The organism is Dokdonella immobilis, assembly GCF_900115085.1.
Classification (GTDB): Bacteria; Pseudomonadota; Gammaproteobacteria; order Xanthomonadales; family Rhodanobacteraceae; genus Dokdonella; species Dokdonella immobilis.
The window spans coordinates 51,877-73,816 of record NZ_FOVF01000013.1 but is presented as its reverse complement, the minus strand read 5'-3'; the positions used below and the strand labels follow the sequence as shown (position 1 = coordinate 73,816).

The following is a 21,940-nucleotide window of genomic DNA, read 5'->3' as shown; positions in this document are numbered from 1 at the left end:
ACCGATAAGCGGTAGATCTCGAATGAAAGAAACATTGCGGCACGATGACGCCGATCATGCTGATTTTACTGGCGCTTTCTTCTCATTGGCGGTGTCGTGACTGAATACTTGCAGAAGCCCTTGCAACCCTGATGGAGGGCGCGTCATGCAATTTAAGACCTCCAATCGCAATCAAACAGCAACCCTATTCATCCAAGCATAAATCCTGCCATTTCTATCGCCCGCCGATACATGGATGTCAGCCTTGCCAATAACGAGCTGTCTGCTATCTTTTCCGTACGTCCATTACTTACATTTCGGAGATAGCATGCCAATTGTCAAATCGTTTCATCGCGTACTGAGCTTTCGCAAATCCATCAACGGTTGGCTCTATACCCATATCAAACCCCTGGCCCACGTGAGCGCGTTCATTTTTCTATTGCTCGCTCTTCAGTTCGCCTATCACTGTGCGGTTTACTACCTGGGTTAACACAGCTTACCCCGAACCATTACTACTAAAATGCAGACGAACGCTCCGACGAGCCCCCCGACGGAGGCCCATACCCAACTGGATGGACTGTAAAGCCAAACAAAGGCAGCGACGCTCGCGAGTGCGATTAAAAATGACAATAAAGGATCAAATCGCCCGCCTCTCCAGCAAATAAGAGCGAGCGCTATAGCTGCTGCCGCTGCTCCAACTACGAAACCCATAAACAGGGGGACGCCTACATCCGGATCCATAGTGATCTCACACGCTTTTTTGATACCTACAGTTTAAATCAAGCTGGACATGACTTGAAGTGCTCACTCAAAATAGTGTGCTCAGCAGGTCAACCAACAGGCGAACTATTGTCATTTACTGCAATCCCATTGCATTCGTGACCAAAAAACCCCTCGCCTTGGGCGCGACCTCCCGCGTCTCCTTTTCGCCGCTCTCGAAGATGGTCGGCCAGGCGCCGCGTAAACTGTGAATACGACAGAGCATCTTCGGTATCGTCACGATATCGCTCCCAGAGGGTTCGCAAGGTTGTACCGGGCGGGTGTGTGGGCTGCAACAGTTCATCGAAGTCGAGCGACGCCTGAGAGCGCAGCAGCTTTCGACGGTCCAGAACGACTTCAATGGCATGGCGATCACAATGGGTCAGTTGCTCCGTCGTCATCGACAGCGCCGAAAGCCGCCGGCGATAGCGCCGTATGGTTTTCGGCGAAATGCCGGCAGCATCCGCGACGCGGCGATCGGAAAGGTTTGGCTGAGATTGAATGTATAGCGCGAGCTCGTGGGGGGATTTCTTTCGCATTGCGGTTACACCGAAAGTTGGCCGCCGTTTGGCAGAACCTGAAGAAGTTCAGAGCGCAGGCTGCCGCTGCCGAAAACCCTCAATCGAGTTCGACTTGACTACCCATTGGAACGCGATAGGATGCTTTGGCGGTGGTCACTCAATCCGCGTTTCACCTGAAAACCCCGAAACGGGAAGGTTTCGGGGTTTTCGCGTTCCGCCCTGTTCGAATTGAGAAGGCGGATTCCTTTGACTACATGACACCCTCCTTCGCGCTCATCGAGTGTCCCGCAATGAAGTCATTGATCGCACCCAGGCGACGACGACTTGCGGAAATTCGTAGTACACATGAGATGTAGATTGACAGGTTCATTGGCGATATATGTGAACAATTGATTCGGACGGAATCAACGTAGCTCAGAATCGATCATCGTCAAGGTGACAACTGGCGCAACGCCAGTTGCGTGGTACGCAGTTCTCACTTTTCGTACGCGCGATTGGCGAGCCAAAACTCGAACTGCGCACGGGGCACCATCAGGAGTCCTCCTCAAGACGGAGTGCGTCGCAAAGATTCTCGATAGACCACGTTGGATAGGCGAGCCTTCGATGCCCATCTTCAACAGCTACAAGGACTGCGGGTTCACGTTGGTGCTCGACCGGACAGTTGGCCAACATCATCACAACTAATGGGCCACAGAAGGACCCGAACCTTACCTCTCTCACGACAAACACTCCCAATGTCAATGCCACGCTTCCATCCATCCATTTAACATCCATCGTGGCACCATCATGAGGTGAGTCGAGAATCATGGAGAACGCGGCACGCCCTAATGCTTCTACAATCTCTTCTGGGGTGGCCTCTGGAACGCAGTGGGGCGACGCTGCGTAAAGCAGGGCTTCTGTCGTGACAAATGCAAGGTGGGGCGGTGGGTCCTTGCGAAGTCGTTCGCGCTCAGCACTCGAAAGATTCATGTTTTTTCTCCATTGAATTCGCTAAACCGACGATTCGGCAAAGCGAACACAGTCTGGAGTCGGAGCTATTGCCTACCCGAGATCATGATCTTGCAGCGTCTTGTCTTCCTCTCGCCGGCAACCCTCCACTTGCGATGAATCCAGATAGTCACTGCCCCTGTCTTACAAGACGACGTCCGCCTGAGCAAACTCGCGCTCATCGCGCTTGAACTAAAGTTTCTCCGGCAACCGAGACCGCGTTGCCGGAGAGGGGGTGACATCAAAAGAGCGCATCCATTGAATCGACTTTCCTCCGCGTTTCGCCATCATAGAAGACCAGATTTTCATAATCAGTGTCCGCATCAATGCCATCGCTCAGACGCAGCACAATCACAGGACCTGTTTCATCATTCATGCATACGTTTTGCAGCAACTTCGCACTGTAAAGAAACGGGACGAGTCCATCGCTCGTTACATACGGAAAAATCAGCAGCTCTCCTTTGCTGCACATCACTGTTACCCAACAGTTGAGCATCAGTACGTCACAGAAATCATCGCCGGTGAGCGACATCCTCGGTGCGGTTTTGTCATCTGGCGCCCGCGCTCGACGGAGGTCTTCCGCCAACCAAACGCGAAGTCCATAGTTGCCCCAGTAGTAGACCATTCCAGGTACAGTTTCGTTACTAGACATGTGATTCTCCATTTAGATTGATGCCCGCGCGGTTGCGCGAAGCGATTTCGATTCTGAAGACCATATAGGTGATTGCAGGAGATCATGATCTTGCAGCACTCTATTGGACGTTGTGATTTCTCCTGGGGCTTACGCCAGTAGCCGACATCCCTTCGGCCAGAGATCCTCTTGCTCGATTTGGCGTCAGCATTAGTTGTCTGATGGTTCAACGACCATACGAACTCTGGCTCGCCCGCCCGCCGGGATACGACGGGCAGGAGAACGGGTCGTCAATGTTGTGATTCAGCTTGCGGTCCCTTGAGGAATCTCGCGGAATCGCGAAATTCGAACGCCTCGGGCTCCGTTTCAGATTGATAGCCATCGCACAATCGCAGAGCAAGAAAAGGTACGTGCTTGCCATGAATCGTGGCATCGGACACGATCTTCGCGATATAGAAGAACGGCGCCACCTCATCGGTCCCAGGGAATTCAAAGCGCATGGAATCCTTTGTCGTCTCAAAGATCCCTCCCACGGATTGGGCCGCGAGTTGGCGACATAGATCCCATGCCTCCGGGATATTGGGCGATTGCCGCGCGTTTTCCTGGGAAAGACCACGACGACGCAAGTCGTCCGCCATCCAGACCCACAAGTCCGCGAAAACGTTGGTGTAGATGCACCCCAAGGTATAGTCGATGTTTTTCATTTTTGAGCTCCTTTATTGGATATGCTTCCCACCGCTGTGGAAAGTCTCGACAATAATGGAGAAGAAAATCCGAACGCCAGAGATCATGATCTTGCAGGTTCGGAGTCAACCATTGCGCGCAAGAAGTAGCCGCGCGCCGCGTGCTGGCGCCGCGCTCTCATCAACTTCAAGCTGTGGCTTGGCGGGTTGCGCCTATCAGGCAGGACTAGAGACGCCGCATACCTGTACGCGTGCCGGGCCGCGATGTCTTAGGAACAATCTGCTCCAGGGACAAGGCGAGTGACATCGCCGCCGACTCCTCCCCTTTTATCACGAGGAGCTGACGCTCGGCGTCTAGGAGCTCTAGGTAGTAGTCGTGGAAGAGTGCGCGCTTTGCAGGGTCGAGCCACGTCCGCTCGGTCATTGCCTGTTGGAAGGTGAGTATTTGAATTCGCGCCCCCTTCTGAAACAGCTTGGCGAGGTGCGCGGATCCGTCCTTACATTCGATAGTGATCGGGGCATAGATGTGACCATTCTCATCCGCTATCCATGCAATCTTCTTGCGCAGTTGAATCGAAAGACGCCCCTCCGGCGTGTGCTGCTGGATAAGTTTTTTGGCTCGGGCATCATCACCGATGTCAGATGCGCTTCTGATGGTTTCGCGGATTTCTTTCACAAACCCCACTCTATAGTACCGCTCCCTACGCGTCTGCGTACCACTGCGACACGGCAGCATCTTGGTGTCACCACGCTCCTTCAGATCGCCTAAAGAGAGACCGGGAGGCCGATGGTTGTTGAAAGTCGTTTCCGAGCACCTGCAATATATGGCTGCGACAGAAACATGGATGAAATCAGCGTCAGAAAGTGAATCCAGAGCATCTCTGACGACATAGTTTCCGCCCAAGTTGACGTCGAGCAACGTCGCCGTGGACCAAGGCGTCGGGTCGCGGATAATTGCCGCGACGCCGCCTGGCAGATTTTCAACTGCCTTCTTGACTGTCTGGGGCCCACTGCGGCTGGACATTCAAACTCCCTGGCCCAAGCATTTCGTAGGTGCGGCGAAAACACTGCCGTATCCGTACTATTTGCCAATTGATCCTAAGAGTCAAATAGCACATCTGACCCGCGGAATGCGTCTTTTAGGAACCCCCGCAGATCTCCATGCCTACTCTCATGGACTCGGTGGCCGCCAACGAGGATTCGGACCTGGAGCATCCAGGGCTGGCCTCCGCCGTTTGGTTGCAGAGAATCCGAATGAACTCATCACCGGGGGCGTGGATTCATCGCGTCTAGGCGCCCTTGTGTATTGGGCCTTCCGTTCCGCGCGTCTGAGTTCTGCCCATTGCCGCCGCGTACGAGCCGTCCCAGCTCTCGGGGGGCAAACAATCCCTGACTCCGACGAGGTTTTAGCGACTGGGCATCTTTCGATAGGCTGCCGCCCCACCCTCAGATTTATCCGATTCTCTGCCCTAGGCATTGGGAGTCCACGGGCCTGGTCCGCCGCAACTTGCGCCGCTCGAAGGACCGAGTCTGCCAGAGCCTTTGAGGTACGCAAGGAACGTTCCAGGGCGGCGACCTGTTTGCGGGCATCGTCGCGGACGGCTCTAAGACCCGTCTGAAGAACGGTGGCCTGGTTGTTCAACAGCATTGCGTCGGCGCCCGTCGCGCGGACCATGAGCGCTGTGTCACCGATGAGACTTGCGTCGGACGGCCTCAACGATTGCTTCAAGGAAATGCGAGGGCGTCTCGACGGGGCATTACCTCGTGTTGGTCGAGAAGGGCGAGCCATAGGGGTTTGCTGGGATAGTTCAAGGGCGCGAAGGCGGCCCTCAGCAACAAGCAAAGCATTTTGACTCGCGAGCAGGACGGCTCCAGAAGCCCTGTCGCTGGCCGCCCCGCGTCTTGCCAGCGCAGTTGCCGCCCGTCCGAGATGCTTTGTTGGTTCACGGCTCAAAACGGCAACCCCATCGAGGTCACCGTGAACGGCGGCACCGCCGGCTTGCTCCCCCAGCGTTCGATGATCCACCCTATCCTCAAAGCCTGCCCCGGCAAGATGTCGGTTCGTTGCCACGGCGACCCACTCGCGTAGCTTGGCAACTTCCATTGGACCGGACACTTTGTCGTCAAGGACGCGCGCCTTCACGCCCATGCCATTTGCACCAACGACACGTGTCGTCATCAATAGATGAACGTGGTAGTTCCTGCCATCACCCTCCGGGCCAGGCTCATGGATAGCGGCCATGACTGCCACCGAATACCGGTCCACGAGCATCTTTGCGAGTTCGTGCGCCAGCGCTTCGCGCTGAGCCGCGTTGAGTTCGGCCGGGAGGGCGACTTCGAGCTCCCTCGCTACACGACTGTTGATTCGGGCTTCGGCATTCTCTGCTGCGTTCCAAAGCGCGGTTACTTCTGTGGCCCAGGGGGGAGCATCGCGAGGCGCGAACATCTTCGCTGACACCACGCCTGACTTCTTGCGATAGTCATGAACCAAACCCGTACGGTCATCGGCCATGTAAATACCCGCTCGATAGGCCGCCGCCGCGGTCGCCGAATGGCCCTGCGAACGGCTGAACGTCTTCAAGGTGGCGTGGTAAATAGCGACGGCGGCAGGCCCAGGACTAGGTCAATCTCAGACTAGCGTAGCCTTCGGATTCCGCAATCGGAAAGCACGAGCGACCCGTCAATACCTAGCAAAAGATGCAAAGCGTCCCGGCGCCCTCAACAACGACGGACCATACGCAAATCACCAACAATCAAATGCAGCGGCACTGTGAAGTAGCAAACTCGTTCCGAAAACTGAACGCCAGCGCTCTTATTCATCTTAAAGGCACATTCGACTTCCGCCGGCTACACCGTCAATTGAATTGGTATCAGTCAAACCGCGGCAAAGCAACAGCCGCAGGTAGAACGCCAAAAAGCCAGTTAACGAAATCATAAATCCCGCGACCACATTCCAGGACCACAAACAAAGTACTCCGAAGCGCGCCTGCAGTGAGTTATGGCCAAATGTCGCTACTAGACTTACGATCGTCGAACACAATCAGCGGGCAGCATTCCATTCCAAATCGTACAGTTTCCTTTGTAGGAATTCCTCCGCAACACGGCAAGCATATGAGTTGGAGTCAACTCTTTCTTCTCAAACATCGATACGTCTATTTTGTGCACATTGTCGATGAATGTCCGATCTTCTGGATTGTCGGGGTCGAGATTTGGTCCGAAGCTTCTGTCTATGAAGACATCAATTACATTGCCATAGCCGATAAAGAACTCAAACGGGAATCGCTTAATGAGTTCCGGAAGTATATCTTGCGACCTAATTCCTTCAAATCCGACACCCGACGAATCCCAATTCACAAATTTATCATCAACTCGCTTAAACTGCTTATTATACTTGTATCTCTGAGGCATGCTATCCCAGATCTCATTGACTATGACCAATGCCTCTGGCCACCGTTGATGGCCGTTTCTACCTATCATGTCCGAAATAATGAACCGACCAGACTCCTTCAGTGACTCGTCAATCTGATCAAAAAGGTGCTCCAATTCGACCACATGGTGGAGACTCTGGTTTGCTATGACGGCATCGTATGGCCCAAGCAGCTTTAGAGAGTTGAAATCAGCAATCATCGGTTCGAGATTCTCATAGACCCCCAGAGATCTCGCAAGAACACTGGCTCGCTCAAACATCCGCTCGTTGATATCAACACATTCTATTATGAAGTTATTCAATCCATCATTGCGGAGTGATTGGGCCAGCCTAATCTCTGTGTCACAGTTGCCAGAGCCAATGCTGAGTATTCGAATATTTCCGGGGGTAGACTCCAAAACCGATTTTTTCACGTTCTCTAGAAAAAACTGATCGGGATTTGAAAATCCATGTACCTCCAAAATAGGTCTCAGATGGGTGTTCGACCAATAGTGCGATATCGGAGGAAGATCATGAACTTCGATCTGATTCTCGAAAATTGCCTTCTCCGCAGCTATTCTCAGCAAGTAGCGGAATCCTTTCGTCCTAGGTCTTCCCGCACTGGATGCTCTCAAAACCAGCTGCCAAATGTTTCGCAGTGGTATTTGAAGAGCGCCAGGCAGCTGGAGCGCTGCCCTGCGTGCAGCTGAGAGGATAGCCACAACAGCTCTTCCGACGAGGGAGGATGTAGTTGATGCCATAATGTGTGAATTAGTCAGAGGGGGCACGAGGGAGTAGGCATGCGGCCATTTGGACCCATTGCGCTTCAATCGATTGAAGCGAACTCGAATAGGCGATCACAATCAATACGAAATCATCAGGCGCCTGCACCCGCACAAGGATTATACGCGACGTCTCGGCTTACTCAACTTCCCGGTTCGTGATCGCGATCGGATTTTGTACTTCGGATAGTCTGTCCGGCTTCGCTTGTGCTATCGGCTTGAGCAGCAGCATATTCACGTAACCCAACGTATGCTTGGCGCATCTTGACCATTCCATTGAACTACCCTGTTTCCGAGTGCCGTTGGGTTTGGATGGCGCGGCCTTGGACTACGCGGTCCCCTGCTGATAGTACTTTGCCTCCGCTTCTCCCGGACGAAGGAAGGCGATCGGACGCAACGGCCGCTGGCGAACGGGTGCCACCAACCCAACGTCCCCTGCTCGAACGCTTATCGGTTCTTCCCTAAGCGCCGTCGAATCAATCCGGCCTGATGCAGGCCATTGATGGTCTTGCAAAACGCGTTCTTGTAGGGTTCACCGATGCTGCCGACTATATGCTCAGCGCCCGCATCAGCTAAACGAACGCCGTGCCAAACCGACACATGCTGAGATCCCTTGTTGCTGCGATAAATCAGTCGGTTGGATCGGAGTTAAGGGTTTCGCGCGGCGGCTCCACCAGCTCGTGGACCGCGAAGTCTCTGCACCGTCTATTTGGAGACTTCCCAGTTGACGAACCCCCGCCTGAAAGCCGCCACGGCCAAGGCGCCATCGATATAGAGGGCGCAGGGCGGCAAATGGTTGAAGCCACTGAATCGGTGAGCATGCAGACGCCAGGACGTTCTCGCGCTTGACCCAACAACGAGGGCCACACCATCGCCGAGTGGCCATTGGCTACTCCTATTGCCCGGCACAGAACAGCGCTATTACGTCGTAATCTTCCAGCTCGCACGCTACTCTCAAGGGAGAGAGCGTCGAGGAAAGTGGCATGCTGCAATACCAGTGTCTGCCAATAGCACAGCTACATATGGAGTGAAACAAATGTCAGCAAGGCATCTAATGTACTCGCCTGGCTCGGGCTCAGAACAAAGCAAACTGAGCTTTGACTAAGCCCAAGCCGAGGCTTGGAAAGGCAGCTGACGGAGCCAATATTGGGTCAGTCGCTACAAGCGGTTCCAGAGGGACTAGAGTAGTCGTTTATCGCATAGAATCCTGCCGTATTTCCACGTCGGTTAACTCCATTGCAACTGCCCGACGCACTCGGCCCCTGCCGATTGCTCAGATAGGAATTATTCTTGAATAATGCAGCCTGCGAATCCTTTAGCACTGCTCCGCCATTGCGAGAGTAGGAGACGGTGTTCTCAAGAAACAACCCGTAGTCCGAACCCGTGGGATAGGATAGGTTCACGATGTCCAGTCCCCATTCTTTTGAATGATCCACCTGATTTCCAATTATTTGCGCATTGTCACACGCAACAAGGAAAACTCCGCTCGCGCCGGAGTAGCTGATCATGCTCCCCTGAATGAGAAGGTTGTTCGTGTTGTAGCAGGCAATCTCGCCATCTCCCTCTGGGCCAACCCCGTTGTTCAATATGCTCGTACTAAGGATGCGGACGTCCCCGCTATTGTTTACCCATATGGACGGCTGCGCACATCCTGAACATGCCACGCCGTCCCCCGCGTAGCTAACGGACGAGTTGTCAATTTGAGCATTCACGGCGCCATTGAGGCCAATGCCGATCAGGGAATACGCAACGTCGACGTTATGCACCTTCTGCGATGTGCCGTAAAGCAAAATGCCATATTCCGGCCTTACGGTCGTATTGCCCTGGACCACCAAATCGCGAATAGTAATTCCACTATTTGATGACGCGATAATTCGCTCTCCGGACCCTGAGCCAGGATTCGTGAGTATTGCTTTGTTACTCGGATTCGAGCTCTTCAAAGTCTGACCAGCTTTGGGGTTAAGTGAGCTCACTACCTTCGTCCCCGGCGAAATGCAAATGACTGCCCCAGTGGGCTGAGAGTCAAGAGTTTGTTGAATGACGCTCTGGTTGTCTACGGTCACTGAACACCCCGGATTTGAGATGCTCGTTGAAGCGACGGTTAGCGTCTTGGAGTACATCAATGTGCCGTGAAGGCGGACCGCATGAGTATCTGGCCAAGACGGATCATTCGTCGGCCAAACCGTATGCCAGCGAATTTCGAGCGCATTGCTGCCCGAGTATCCGTAGTCGTACGTATTAGCGTAATTCGAATAGCCTTGGCAGTCGCTGACGTTATCTCCATTCCATAGACAAAGTATCTTGTTCGAGCTATTCCCTGAGAAGCCCCACCTCACGGAACAGCGGTTTGAAGCATACGGACCAGGCAAGTAGCACTTGTCTCCGATGGAGTAGGTTAACGCCGCATCCGCAGCGCCTGCGTAGGCGAGGGCCAAGATCGCCAAAACCACCTGAAAATATCGGTTCACTATTGATTTCTCCTTGATTGCCTCTACGCTCAGATTCACGAATCTCCAACACTTGCCGAGTCAGGCTCGCGTCAGAATCGATATACTAAATAACCATTCCATGTTACGTTGTAATTGCACAAGCGCCTTCAGTACACAGAGCCTTAATGTGTACTCTGCGCCAAACATACGCAACATGCGCGCATCTATTGCGTGAAGTCGTTCTCAGAATCGCGAGCGGCAGCTTGACGATTGAGGAAACAACCTCTTGGCATGATTTATGCCGAGCGAATATTCAGTGTACGTGGATACTAAGGGATCGCCACTGCAATCCATCCTGCACCGTGCGCATTGAGCATCCTTCCGCGCGCTTTCGTACCAATGCGCTCGATGAAGTCATGCGGGATAAAGCGCGGACGGAAACCAACGAAGTTCGCGCTCCGCTCGTGAACTCTGCCTTCCACCAATCGACGACAAGGAAATGAACGGATCCCATGTGATTCGCGCCATGGGAATCCATGGGAATCGTTAGGGGACGGAAGTCCTATTCTATTTCCCGTATGCGCTCGCGCTGGCTATTCTGGCCCTCACTCGCTAGCTGCTCCTAGCTCTCCATCGATTGACTGAGAAACCATCAGTTGAGGCAGAATTCGACTGTCGTAACTATTGTTCGGTAGCCATTGGGCGCAGCCAAAGGGAGGCGCAAGGCCATAGTGCATGCAAACGCAGTATGGCCGCTTGGGAAGATCGAGCGCGAGCAACCGGATATCAATATCAGGTTTCTAGCGCCTAGCCAGCAATCTTCTCGATCATCAATCTAAGGCGGTTCTTGCTGCTTTCCACCTCACTTCCAACATTCACCGTCGCCCTACCGTGCTGCGCAACGAACTCAACGTAGGTTTGTGCAATGGTGTCAATCTGACCGGTGAGATGATCTAGCCCGTCGGTCTGGAGCATCCTTCTTGTGTCAAGACCTGGCCCGACCGGGAAACGCGCGAATCCCCGTTCATAGAGCGAACTGACTTGGCGAACAGTGTCATCTAGGCATTTCACGGTCACATCTCTCATTTCTGAGATTGCGGGACCTTGAAGGGATTGCGATCCGTTAGCGGATGCTCGCTCTATGATTGAACGTAGATCCGACGATAACTTCACTAGAAGTTGCTCAAAGACGATGTCTGCGGGCACTTGAACCGAATGTATCTGGGGGTCGTACATAGAACATCTCCTGACGTTGAGTGGCGTCGATGGACGCGGCGCGTCGTTTGCATAGGCTCATTGAGCGATAATTCTACCCCTGATCGACCGCCGACTATGATCCATCGAGAGCCCAGATCGCCATTGCGCGCCCATTGGCTCACTGTCTCAAATTGCGAACTATGGAGCCTGCGAGACTGTCCAAGTGGTTCGTTGTGACCCAGTGTCACTTTGTATTTTGAACGTGCGCGCTTGAATGGAGAAGCAACAGAAGCAGTAGGCTGTCGCTGTTTACCTTGCCTTGCGCCGTAGTGTGGCGGGGTCCGGGGCGAAGTTCCGGCGCTCTCCGAGGCCCGCAGGGTACCGGGCAAACGTAGTTTGCGTAAGTGCGCTATTGCCCTGCTCGATTGTCACGCCATTCGCCTTGAATCAGCGCGATTCACGATCATTGGAAATCTTCGAGTTTCCTCCTCATTTCATCATTGAGCGCTGAGCTGATCTGGCTCAGAATCCATAGGGCGAACTTCATAGCCAAGTACCCACTATCGGGCGATCGAATCTATTGGGATGCTCACTTCGTGCGATGAGAGTTGCGCGTAGTTGGGGACTTGTGCTGTTGCCTCGAAATGATACTTCTGATGTGAACGCTGCATCCACATCAACGAGGCCTCTCATGCATCTATCAAAAGAACTCCGCTCTCTACTCATCGACCTCAACCAGATCATTGTTTTCCTTCCTGGCCTTCATGACGCGCACTTCATCCAGTGCCCACCCGAACCAACTGAGGTTGAGTTCGCACGATTGAGCGACCTCCTCATCAAAGGCGCGGACCTCATCAAAGGCAGCAAAAGATCATCGGGTCGACAACGCATGTCACTTCGACCGCCTCGCCTCGTCTTGGATGATGCTCGACGGCAACGTTTGAGGCATTCGAGCCTGTTCGTGCCTCTGACTCGTGGGCCACGTCGGCCGGGAGCATTTCATTGACTGCCGGCAGGGATGGGAAAGGTGTCGAGGCTCAACTTGTGCGAGCGACCCAACGAGTCGCTCAGCTTCGCGCCCGAAAGCTGCTTCATGAGATGCGAGTCTCCGCTCGCGAAAAGAACAAGAATCGACGCAATCTCCTGCGGCGACGACTGATGCTCGGAGACACGGTGATATCGACCGGACTCGGGGACATTGAAAAATCCGACCTGATTGGTCTATTGATGGACGCGCGCGTGCGCTATATCGAGTCACCGACGCTTCGCATGACCGTACGAAAGCGTGGCCAAGAGCATGAGAGAGGCGAAGCCGGCTCGTAGCCGGCCCGCCCGATGTTTGATAGATGCCCTTGGCTGAATGGCCGCCAGAGGCATCTGTGCGATTGAACTCAGATCCATCCTCGCTGCGCCAGGCTCGTGGTGCCACTTGCACCAACCACAAGGTGGTCAAGAACGCGAATATCAACCAATGTCAGCGCGTCACGTAAGCGGATTGTGATTGCCCGATCTGCCGCACTGGGCTCGACGCTACCGCTCGGATGGTTGTGAGCGAATATCACCGCTGCCGCGCCAATCCGGAGCGCGTGGCGCAAGACTTCGCGCGGATAGACGGAGCATCCGTCTACAGTTCCTGTGAAAAGGTGCTGGACCCCAAGTATCCCATGCCGGTTGTCGAGCCAGACTGCGTGAAATTCTTCATGCTCAAGATTTCCAAGCCGTGCGCGAAGGAAGTCTGCGGATGCCTTTGGGTCTGTGAGCCAACCGAGGCGTTCGAGCCGGCGAAGAAGGATGCCTTCGGCGAGGCTAAGGATGTCGGCTTCAGTTTGCGGCCCACTGAGGTGGTAGTGGCCTAGTACGTCGCGGGTTGCCTGGTTCATTGGTTTTCGCTCCATCGGCACTGGAGTGCGCCGGTGGAACCGGAACGGCGAAGCCCGAATATGCGGAGCGCATCCGAAGGAGCGAAACAACGTGGAGCACGGCAACGCCGTTGCGCGCTGCGCGGGTGAAGCTAGGGTCCAACTGAAAGGCGCATGAAGAGCTGATGGGTAAAGTTGGGATTTGGCAAGCCGGCTCGACATCGACTTGCAATTCTACCAAATCGTCTACTGATGCCAGCATGAGGACGTCCCACTCGACGTAAATCGGATCACTGTTTTCAGTGCGGCCCTTCGTAGCGCTTCTGAGTCTCACCGACCCCGGGCGGCAAGCACCTTGTCGAGCGCCTGCTTATCGAGAACAGCTGACTTGCCGACCCACCGATACTCGACCACAAGAATGTCGAGCGCCTTGATTGCCTCTCGCATCGTTATGGAGAGGCCGTGTGGAAGCACCAGGATTTTGATATGAGGCGCTCCCAGAGTCTGCTCGTACAGCAGCAACTGACCCAAAGCCTGCTGCACTGCGGCGGCATAGATGGTCGTCTTTATCTCGAAAAGAATCCGCTGCGGCTTCAAGGTTCTCAGATCCGGACCAAATCGTCCGACCCGCTTGTTGGTGGAATTGACGCCGCCTTTCGCGAGAGCAAGTTTCAGTGTCTTCCACACTGAGCCGTGTCGGCGCTTGACCGTTACGGCGCTTCTCGGTGGGGTGACATAGGTTCCCTCGGACTCAGGATTGCCCTCGTCTTCTTCGCCGGCTTCTGCCAGCTCGACAGCCGCTTCTTCGCTGGCGACCTCGACTCCCCAGCTATAGTGGTCGCGAATGCGCTGGCACTCGCGCACAAACTTCGCGACGGCATTGCGGATGAGGGCAGGCTCTTCGTCCAAGCACGCTACGACCAAGCAGGTTGCGGTGCTATTGTCCGAGAACGACACCTCCGCAGTGGGATGACTGCTGATCGACAGCGAGTCCGATTCCGAAATGCGCTTGCCAGGCAGTTGCATACGACCTCGATGCAATAGCCATTGCTTGCCTTTCACTAGGGCGACAACACCCTGGAAATCTCGGCGAATGCCACCGACAGGAGGATTGATCTCGACCACGAGGTTGTCTTTGAACCGAACTTGGCTTCGCCCCAAGGCAATCCACCAACGTTTGGCGGATTGTCGGTATTGAAATATGCAGATTCCGAGACCGAGATAGGGTTGCCAAAGACCCCCGACTCCGTAGGCAGAAAAATGTTGCGCGCCTTCCTCAAACGCCGCTTTAAGCTTCGCCACCGCTTGAGCGGTTTCCCGACGATCCTCGATAGCCGCTGCGCGGCGCGGTGGTGTTGTCATGTGCGATGGATTCCTGAGGGCCATGCTGGATCAAAACCCGAATGTGCGAGACCAAGCACACGTTGGTGTAGTTTGAATTCAATCCGGCTCAAGCCGGTGCCGCAGGTGGCCGCCTCTCCCTTTTTTTGCAGCGTGCTGGCCAATCGGTCGACATGCGACGAGTCTCGCACAAGCTGACGGGTTCGGCGAGGCGCCAGGTGCGCCAGAGCTAGGGCGACACTCGACGGCGGGAAAGCGTCCAGTACGGCGGCGAACGAAGTCCGGGGCAAGCAGATCAACACATCGGAATGCTGATCACGGCTGCTAGGTTCAGACTATCAATTTCGTTGGTACGACCTCCTGCTGAGGATTCAGATGACCCAACATCCCAAGCGTTAAAGTCCATCAAGACTCACGCGTTGGCTTCCAGCCTCGAAGATGCCTCGCGCTTACCAATGCCCCGGAGCGCCGCAATCGCCTCCAGTTGCTGTCGACGCGGAATGGCTTTCCCGGTTTCCCAGTTGTAAATGGACTGAGCGCTCACGCCCAAAAGCCGAGCGAAGTCCTCGGCTGAGAATCCAATATTTTTCCGTTGAGCCCTCAGTCGCTTCGCTGAGAACCGTAGACTCTTCCCCGCAGGCTCGCCATTCACTGACGGGCTGGGTGTTGGTGCGTTTTTGTGCGCTTGCTTCTCCAACGCCGCCCGGCCCTTCTCTAGCGCAGCGACCTGGCGTTTCAATGCGGCAATGTCATGACGGTAGCCGGCCCCTGCCTTTCGGAGCGTATCCAGCTCTGTTTTCAGAGCTCTGCGCGCGAGTCGGGTGATCTCATCTTTCATCACAGCAGCAAGGTTTGCAATACTCAACCTCGTCTATAGGCTTGGTAGGACTAGATACAAATAGCACAACTAACTAGCGATGAATATTCGATCACCAATTCACTAGCTAACCTCCCTTGACAATCTCGAAACATCTGCTTGGATGAACTCCCATCTCAAGGTGAAATACCAATGAAAAGCGAGTACTACAAACATATGGTTGCGTGCTATTTGTGCGGCGCAGTCGGAACTCTTACTGCGCATATCATCTATTTTGGTTTCTTAAGATAGGTGATCTGGAAGCATCACCGCACTAACTGACCAACTGATTGACTACGAGGGCTATTATACAAATGACGATGAGCAGGATAAGTACGAGGGGCCAGCTTCCCTCATTCCCGCCACCACCAACCAAATAGTCTCGGAAAAACGCGAGAATGGTTTTAATTGCCTCCAGAAGTCCGCGCAAACCTCGCCTGACCACATCCGACACTTCTTGCCACATGCGCCCCCCATTGATCCAAAGAAAACGTTTTTGGATATATATATCTATTGCAGTTCAAGCGCGAATCGGATCTTACCTAAAGTAATCCAACTCGTCGACCATATGAGAGCCGCTGCAAAAACGATATGTGCATTAGTTATGTGTCCACACTACACAGTTCAGCTGCGTATATCTAGCTTCCACGACCCCCAACCAGCAGTTCAACAATTTTTTCGCCTAAATTAATGCTGCGCGTGGCACTAATGCCCTCCCCGCCGCAGCGGCATCTTTCCCCGATGGGTTGTAGTACCTCATCAGAGTCGCCGGCTCTCGATGCCCCGTCAGACGCGCTAGAACTTGAAGAGGAAGGAAAGGCGCCATCTCAGTAATGCGGGTATGCCTGAGATCGTGAATCCGCGCATCAACCACCTCCGCCCGTACACAGACCCTGGCCCAAGCCCGGGTAATCGAGTCGGCCTTGATGCCATCAAACACCCTCCCGGATGTCGGCCAGTTTCCGCTCTTTAGTGGCTCCAGTGCCGCGACTGCCTCAGGGACCAATGGAATGTGTCGGCTCTGCGCAGGAGTCCCATGCTTTGCCTTGGTGTTCTGAAGGTGCGCAGTGGGCGGTGCCGAGGTCCAATCGATGTCCGACCAGGACAACGCGACCGCCTCCCCTCGCCGCGCGGCAGTCCAGCGTAGCCAACGAATAGCGGCAACGACCGCCGGACTCGTTTCTCCCCAACCCTCCTCGATTCGCTTCCATTCCTCGTCACTGATGATTCGAGTGCGCTCATCGTGGGCTGACGGCTTCTCAACGCCGCGCAGCGGATGGTCGCCCTCGTAATTCCACCGACTGCGGGCGACCGTGTAGACGTGGCTCAACGTCGTCAGATAGCGCCGAATAGTCGCGGGTGCATAGACCTTGCGCATGATGCCTTCGACACTGTGCGGCTCATGGCCCACGAAGTCGGAAGGTCTCAAATCAGCAACCTGGCGCTTCAGCAAGTGGGGAAAGAGGACCCGAATCTGTGAGAGCGTGCTGCGCTCCCGGTTCGCGCTCTTCTTTTTGGGTGTTTCCTCGCGCTCGTACCGGTCGAGCCATACGCCGAGCGTCTGGGCGGCTTTCGTCTCGGGCAATGAACGCCTCTCGATACGCAGCGCATTCCGCTCGGAAGCCGCAAACGCCGCGGCCTCGTGGAAGCGGGAGGTTCGACTGTAGGGATGGGAGGCTGGCGCCAAGGCGTCGTAGGGGAAAGAGCGATTGATGCGATGGAGCAGGCCCCTCGAATCTGCCCGGGAAATCTTCACCTGCCACGCCTTGCCCCGGTCATAGACACCGGCTGCTTTCAGGGAACTCGTGCGCTTCGTCATCGATGCACCGGTTAGCCAGGGAGTCGGGCCTATTTTCCCCGCTTTTTCCCACGTGCAGCAACTAAATCAATATAATGCTGAATTCCTTCCTGCTCCTAAGGGGAAGGTCGTACGTTCGAATCGTATCGGGGCCGCCACTGGTTCCCTCGTCCCGAATCGGGGCGACCCTGGTCAAGTGGCAGGTCTGTCGCCACTGCCATGCTGTCAGCCACGCCAGTTTGCGTGCGCTTCCCAGAACGCCACGCTGGCCAGATAGGCCGCGCGATCGAGCGGCACGCCCGAGCCGCCTTGATCGACGCCGAGGGCATTGCGCATCATCGTGATCGGCGCCATCGGAATTTCCTCGGGCTCGGCGGTGTACAGGCAGCCGACTACGCCCCATTCGGCCGTGATCGGCGAACCCTCCTTCGCCAGTTGTTCACGGCTGTACAGAATCGGTATCAGGAAATCGGCCACGGGCGCCTGGACGCCCTCGAACCAGCGCACCAGCACCGGCAGTTCATCCGTGCTGCGCGCTTCGTAGGCCGATCGCAGCCGATGACGATTCTCGCCGGTGATCGGGAGCACGATGCAGCGGGTCGATGTCCAGTTGCGATGGACATGCAAGGCGCAGAACGGGGCATAGCCCTCAAGCACCTTGAGCGGGGGCTCCTCGTTGAGACGGCGCTCGAAGGCTTGCGCGGTGCAGTCCTGGATCGTGTTGGCCCGAGCCACGCGAGGAAACAACCGGGTTCTGGCAAATTCGGTGAGGACGATCGAGGTCATGTGAGGCCGTGGGTACGCCGGCTGGGTTCGATTCCGGAGAATAACCACCCCGAGGCCCGTCGACGAGGGATCCAGCAAGGCAGGCCGCAATCACTCCCGCGCCTGCGCAAAAGTCTGGAGCCCTGCTTCATCTTGCCGGTCCGGGGTTGGACTACTCGACGGCGATCCAGTCGACGGCCAGACAGAACGGGCCGTCGCGGCGGTCTGCGATCAGCAGTCCAATCTCGCGCACGCTCGAGGCGTCGAGGGGCGGACCACTCAGGGGCGTACCGCGCACGCTCGGCCTCAGCGCATCGAGTCGAACGTGGACGATTTGCCAGTCTCCGGCCCTGGTGGCGAAGGTGGCTGCATAGGAAACCGGCTTGCCATCGAGGTTGGCGTCCGTGGCCAGCCTGAGTTGATAGTCGCGACCGTCTCCGCGCACCCTGAGCACCACCTGCCGGACCTGGGCCAGGTCGAATCGGACGCCGCGTGCACGTACCGAGGAAAATCCGCCGCTGTTGGCCAGCGACAGGATTCCGGAAAAGCGCAGTTCGCCATCGACGATTTCGGCACCTCCCCGCGAGAGGCCACCCATGACGCCATCGTTGACGGCGACCCAGGCCGGTTCGGCCGGATCTCCCTGGAACTGCATCAGTGTGCGCACGTCGGAGTGGGTTCCACAAAAAATGTCGCACTAGAAAAAAATGTCGCACTAGGCGGAATGCGCCTCGCCAGCCACGTCACCGGGTGCCGCCGAACCGAATCGGACCGGCGGAACATCACTGTAAACATGGACTGATGCAATCAGCGCAGCAAAGGCAGGAGGCCGATCAGGCCCACGATGATCAGATAGATGGCAACGACGTAGTTGAGCAGGCGCGGAACGATCAGGATCAGGATGCCGGCGATCAGAGCGATCAAGGGCTGGGCTGCGATATGGATGTTCATAGTGATGTTCTCCGATGGAAAGGCCGGCGCGGTGTCCGTGAATGGCAGACGGGGACGAGGTATAGCCGACCCTGCCTGAACGCACCGACAGCGCCAAGGCCCGGTCTCGCGCAACCTGGATGGCGCGGGTGGAGAGTCGACGGCAACGGGAACGCGGTTGCGGCGCCGATCGTGCGCTGGCAACAGCGAAACCTGACCACCGCCTCAGGAAACCGGGACAATACGACCCTGGATGCCGGCAGTCCGGCCGAGGAGATTCACCCCTGTCTACCCAATCGATCGATCCGCGCGGTCTCGCCGCTGCCACCGTTGCGTTCGCCATCTGGGGGCTGATGCCGCTGTACTGGCATCTGCTCAAGACAGTGCCTTCGCTGCAGATCATCACCCATCGCATCCTCTGGAGCGCGCTGATGGTCGGTGGCTGGCTGATCTGGCGCCACGGTCGGGGCTGGCTGCGCGAAACCCTCCGACAACCGCGCGCGGCCTGGATGCTGGCGCTTTCGGGAACGCTCATCGCCCTCAACTGGGGCCTCTACATCTGGGCGGTCAACGCCGGGCACGTGGTCGAGACCAGCCTCGGCTACTTCATCAACCCGCTGCTCAACGTCGTGCTCGGCGTGTTCCTGCTCGGCGAGCGACTGAACCGCGCGCAATGGATTTCGGTCGCGATCGCCGCCACCGGCGTGCTCTGGCTGACCTTCAATTACGGCAGCTTCCCCTGGATCGCCCTGGCCCTGGCCTGTTCGTTCGGTCTCTACGGATTGATTCGGAAGATTGCGGCGGTGCCGCCCGTGCGCGGTCTCGGCGTTGAAAGCATCTACCTGTTCCTGCCGGCGCTCGTATTCCTGCTCTGGACCGAAAGCCATGGCCAGGGTGGATTCATTGCTTCCCCAGCCGCAGGAGGCTGGGGCCTCAAGGCCGGCATCCTGCTCGTCTTCGGCGGCGCCTTGACCGCGATTCCGCTGATCGCCTTTGCCGAAGCCGTGCGCCGGATTCCGTTCTCGGTTGTCGGCCTGATGCAATACATGGCCCCTACCCTGCAGTTGCTCTGTGGTGTCCTGGTCTTCGGCGAACCGTTCGGTCGCGACCGCATGGTCGGTTTCGCGCTGATCTGGATCGCCCTGGGCATCTTCGCGATCGAGGGCATCGTGCGCTCGAGGCGGCGAACCTCCCCTCGATAGCGTGGGCCATCGATACACCAAATGCGAATCGGCCGACCGCTCTGCGGATGGCAGCCCGTCGCGCGCGCCACATCGGCATTGACAGCGAAATGCGCGCTGGAATGACCGGCGCAAACCGTACCGGGGCCGGCAAGCGGATTCAGCGGAGGGGATCCGCCCGCCCGGAAAGTACCGGATCGATTCCGACCCGCGCGATGCAAAAGCCATCGCGCCCGGCCACCTTTGCCTCATACAGCGCCTCGTCTGCCATGCGCAACAAGGCAGTCGGGTCGGCGCCGGACCGCGAGATGCCGATTCCGATGCTGACTCCAACCCTCAGGGCATGACCATCGACGACGAAGTCGACCCTGACCATATCGAGAAGCTTGCGCGCGACCGTCTCAATCGCCTCGGACGATTCGGCATCCTCGATGAGCACGGCGAACTCATCGCCCCCCAGGCGAGCGGCAAGATCCGATTCGCGAATGCAGCGCTTGAGCCGCGCTGAAAACTCGCAGAGGACACCATCGCCGGTCAGATGTCCGTATCGGTCGTTGATGCTCTTGAAGTGATCGATATCGATGTAGAGCAAGCCGAGCAATCGATCCTGCGGACCCGGGCGGGCCAATGCGCGGTCGAGCGACTCGCCGAATGCCTTGCGATTGGCCAGTCCGGTCAGGCTGTCGCACTGCGCCACCCTGGCCAGTTCCTCTTTCGCGAGCTTGAGTCGCGAGATGTCGAAGAGGAGCACGAAGAAACCACACACGCCTCGAGTCGAATCCAGGTCAGGGACGAAGGATGCTTCGAAGAAGCGCTGCTTGCCCTGAAAGGAGTGCGCCATCTCGAATGTCGGCGCCGTGCCTTGCAGGACCGCGGGAACATGCGGAGCAATCTCCGCATAGGCCGCCGGCCCAAATACTTCCTGCAGGGTGCGACCCACGAAATCATCCGGCTCGACGCCCAGCAATCGAGCCAGATAGGCATTCGCGAACGTGAACTGCTCGCGCGTATCGATATGCGCCACAATCGCCGGCATATGGTCGGTTATGGCGCGGAAATGCGCCTGGTTTCGAACCAGGGCCAGATTCAACCTGTCGTTGCACATCGACAGAAATCCCAGCGTTGCGGCAATCGGGAACGCCGCCGCGAGTCCAAATGCAATGGACTGCATCAGCGAGAACGCAAACGGGCCGGGCAATGCATGAGGCTGGAACAACTCGTGTGCAGCACGAACGAGCAGCACCAGTGAGAGCAGCAAGAACGCCGCCGCGGTCAGCTGATGGCTGCGCGGTCGAGCGATCGCACGCGCCATCAGTGCGGAGACCGCGAAAGCCAGTTGCACGCCGATGATGGCCGCAACCAGGACACCGCGAACGCGCGGGTTCGGCGCGAGATAGCTGAAGACCGCCTCGCCCAGAACGACGGCAAGCACCGGCAGGTAGATCAGCGCGCGATTTCGCGGACGACCGACGAAATCCCGCACGGCCTCGACCAGCTTGGCGAAACCGAGGCTCAACAGACCGTTCGCGACCACGATCGTCACGAAGTCCGACAGCAGCCCGCGAAGTCCGTACAGGACCCAGCCCGTCGGCAGCAGCAGAACACCGAGCATCCAGATCCGGATGCTGGACACCATCGCGGCCTTTTGATTTCGCAGGGCAAACCACAGGCTGACCCCGATGATCAGCGCGATCAAGGCGGCGACGATGACGACCGTGCGGATATCGAGAACCATGATTTCCCCCGGAACCAGTCTGCGCCAAGGGCCGAGAGTGGGCAAGAATGGCGGCGTGGCCTCCTCTGGTCGACCATGGCCGGCCGCCGATGCAAAAAACC

Annotated in this window: 18 protein-coding genes; 1 reads left to right on the top strand and 17 read right to left on the bottom strand. The window is 56.5% G+C overall.

What is annotated here, in order from left to right:
• Positions 1 to 809 precede the first annotated feature (809 nt).
• The 16 genes from BM125_RS19820 to BM125_RS10580 form a co-directional block, all read right to left on the bottom strand.
• Positions 810 to 1,277 (bottom strand): hypothetical protein, encoded by a 468-nt coding sequence (locus tag BM125_RS19820; RefSeq protein WP_139224949.1) that lies wholly within the window; start codon positions 1,275 to 1,277, stop codon positions 810 to 812.
• Positions 1,278 to 1,790: 513 nt separating this feature from the next.
• On the bottom strand, positions 1,791 to 2,228 hold the full coding sequence (locus tag BM125_RS19815) for a hypothetical protein (protein WP_139224948.1): 438 nt from the start codon (positions 2,226 to 2,228) through the stop codon (positions 1,791 to 1,793).
• A 259-nt stretch (positions 2,229 to 2,487) separates the two neighbouring features.
• Positions 2,488 to 2,898: a hypothetical protein gene (locus BM125_RS10645; protein WP_139224947.1), complete on the bottom strand. Its 411-nt coding sequence runs from the start codon at positions 2,896 to 2,898 to the stop codon at positions 2,488 to 2,490.
• 269 nt (positions 2,899 to 3,167) lie between these two features.
• Positions 3,168 to 3,581, bottom strand: a complete 414-nt coding sequence (locus BM125_RS10640; protein ID WP_092407754.1) for a hypothetical protein — start codon at positions 3,579 to 3,581, stop codon at positions 3,168 to 3,170.
• Positions 3,582 to 3,786: 205 nt separating this feature from the next.
• Positions 3,787 to 4,584, bottom strand: coding sequence for a hypothetical protein (locus tag BM125_RS10635; RefSeq protein ID WP_092407752.1), 798 nt, complete (start codon positions 4,582 to 4,584; stop codon positions 3,787 to 3,789).
• Positions 4,585 to 4,731: 147 nt separating this feature from the next.
• Complete coding sequence (gene mobQ / locus BM125_RS20975; RefSeq protein WP_425429614.1) at positions 4,732 to 6,156, bottom strand: MobQ family relaxase; 1,425 nt, start codon at positions 6,154 to 6,156, stop codon at positions 4,732 to 4,734.
• Between the two features lie 425 nt (positions 6,157 to 6,581).
• Positions 6,582 to 7,688 carry a class I SAM-dependent methyltransferase gene (locus tag BM125_RS10625; protein WP_245778886.1) on the bottom strand — a complete coding sequence of 369 codons (1,107 nt, stop codon included), beginning with the start codon at positions 7,686 to 7,688 and terminating at the stop codon, positions 6,582 to 6,584.
• Positions 7,689 to 8,899: 1,211 nt separating this feature from the next.
• Positions 8,900 to 10,255 (bottom strand): right-handed parallel beta-helix repeat-containing protein, encoded by a 1,356-nt coding sequence (locus tag BM125_RS10620; RefSeq protein ID WP_139224945.1) that lies wholly within the window; start codon positions 10,253 to 10,255, stop codon positions 8,900 to 8,902.
• A gap of 729 nt (positions 10,256 to 10,984) precedes the next feature.
• The gene (locus tag BM125_RS10615; RefSeq protein ID WP_092407744.1) at positions 10,985 to 11,263 is read right to left on the bottom strand and encodes a hypothetical protein; all 279 of its coding nucleotides are present in this window, start codon (positions 11,261 to 11,263) and stop codon (positions 10,985 to 10,987) included.
• Between the two features lie 1,502 nt (positions 11,264 to 12,765).
• Positions 12,766 to 13,254, bottom strand: a complete 489-nt coding sequence (locus BM125_RS10610; protein ID WP_092407742.1) for a JAB domain-containing protein — start codon at positions 13,252 to 13,254, stop codon at positions 12,766 to 12,768.
• 309 nt (positions 13,255 to 13,563) lie between these two features.
• Complete coding sequence (locus BM125_RS10605; protein WP_139224944.1) at positions 13,564 to 14,595, bottom strand: hypothetical protein; 1,032 nt, start codon at positions 14,593 to 14,595, stop codon at positions 13,564 to 13,566.
• A 391-nt stretch (positions 14,596 to 14,986) separates the two neighbouring features.
• A complete protein-coding gene (locus BM125_RS10600; RefSeq protein ID WP_217647852.1) occupies positions 14,987 to 15,412 on the bottom strand; it encodes a helix-turn-helix domain-containing protein in 426 nt (141 codons plus the stop codon).
• Between the two features lie 700 nt (positions 15,413 to 16,112).
• Complete coding sequence (locus BM125_RS10595) at positions 16,113 to 17,249, bottom strand: tyrosine-type recombinase/integrase (protein ID WP_092407738.1); 1,137 nt, start codon at positions 17,247 to 17,249, stop codon at positions 16,113 to 16,115.
• Positions 17,250 to 17,453: 204 nt separating this feature from the next.
• Positions 17,454 to 18,014, bottom strand: coding sequence for a DUF3228 family protein (locus BM125_RS10590; RefSeq protein WP_092407736.1), 561 nt, complete (start codon positions 18,012 to 18,014; stop codon positions 17,454 to 17,456).
• Positions 18,015 to 18,165: 151 nt separating this feature from the next.
• Positions 18,166 to 18,660 carry a CIA30 family protein gene (locus BM125_RS10585; RefSeq protein ID WP_217647851.1) on the bottom strand — a complete coding sequence of 165 codons (495 nt, stop codon included), beginning with the start codon at positions 18,658 to 18,660 and terminating at the stop codon, positions 18,166 to 18,168.
• A 140-nt stretch (positions 18,661 to 18,800) separates the two neighbouring features.
• On the bottom strand, positions 18,801 to 18,944 hold the full coding sequence (locus BM125_RS10580; protein ID WP_092407732.1) for a DUF3096 domain-containing protein: 144 nt from the start codon (positions 18,942 to 18,944) through the stop codon (positions 18,801 to 18,803).
• Between the two features lie 263 nt (positions 18,945 to 19,207).
• Between BM125_RS10580 and rarD the strand changes: the two genes are divergently transcribed.
• Complete coding sequence (gene rarD / locus BM125_RS10575) at positions 19,208 to 20,125, top strand: EamA family transporter RarD (protein WP_245778889.1); 918 nt, start codon at positions 19,208 to 19,210, stop codon at positions 20,123 to 20,125.
• Between the two features lie 139 nt (positions 20,126 to 20,264).
• Here the strand turns inward: rarD and BM125_RS10570 are convergent, their stop codons facing one another.
• The gene (locus BM125_RS10570; RefSeq protein ID WP_092407728.1) at positions 20,265 to 21,839 is read right to left on the bottom strand and encodes a GGDEF domain-containing protein; all 1,575 of its coding nucleotides are present in this window, start codon (positions 21,837 to 21,839) and stop codon (positions 20,265 to 20,267) included.
• Between the last annotated feature and the right edge of the window lie 101 nt (positions 21,840 to 21,940).

What these genes read in the sequence shown, in the direction of transcription:
- BM125_RS19820 (WP_139224949.1), bottom strand. Translation starts at nt 1,277, where the DNA reads ATGCGAAAGAAATCCCCCCACGAGCTCGCGCTATACATTCAATCTCAG.
- BM125_RS19815 (WP_139224948.1), bottom strand. Translation starts at nt 2,228, where the DNA reads ATGAATCTTTCGAGTGCTGAGCGCGAACGACTTCGCAAGGACCCACCG.
- BM125_RS10645 (WP_139224947.1), bottom strand. Translation starts at nt 2,898, where the DNA reads ATGTCTAGTAACGAAACTGTACCTGGAATGGTCTACTACTGGGGCAAC.
- BM125_RS10640 (WP_092407754.1), bottom strand. Translation starts at nt 3,581, where the DNA reads ATGAAAAACATCGACTATACCTTGGGGTGCATCTACACCAACGTTTTC.
- BM125_RS10635 (WP_092407752.1), bottom strand. Translation starts at nt 4,584, where the DNA reads ATGTCCAGCCGCAGTGGGCCCCAGACAGTCAAGAAGGCAGTTGAAAAT.
- BM125_RS10615 (WP_092407744.1), bottom strand. Translation starts at nt 11,263, where the DNA reads ATGAGAGATGTGACCGTGAAATGCCTAGATGACACTGTTCGCCAAGTC.
- BM125_RS10610 (WP_092407742.1), bottom strand. Translation starts at nt 13,254, where the DNA reads ATGAACCAGGCAACCCGCGACGTACTAGGCCACTACCACCTCAGTGGG.
- BM125_RS10605 (WP_139224944.1), bottom strand. Translation starts at nt 14,595, where the DNA reads ATGACAACACCACCGCGCCGCGCAGCGGCTATCGAGGATCGTCGGGAA.
- BM125_RS10600 (WP_217647852.1), bottom strand. Translation starts at nt 15,412, where the DNA reads ATGAAAGATGAGATCACCCGACTCGCGCGCAGAGCTCTGAAAACAGAG.
- BM125_RS10595 (WP_092407738.1), bottom strand. Translation starts at nt 17,249, where the DNA reads ATGACGAAGCGCACGAGTTCCCTGAAAGCAGCCGGTGTCTATGACCGG.
- BM125_RS10590 (WP_092407736.1), bottom strand. Translation starts at nt 18,014, where the DNA reads ATGACCTCGATCGTCCTCACCGAATTTGCCAGAACCCGGTTGTTTCCT.
- BM125_RS10580 (WP_092407732.1), bottom strand. Translation starts at nt 18,944, where the DNA reads ATGAACATCCATATCGCAGCCCAGCCCTTGATCGCTCTGATCGCCGGC.
- BM125_RS10570 (WP_092407728.1), bottom strand. Translation starts at nt 21,839, where the DNA reads ATGGTTCTCGATATCCGCACGGTCGTCATCGTCGCCGCCTTGATCGCG.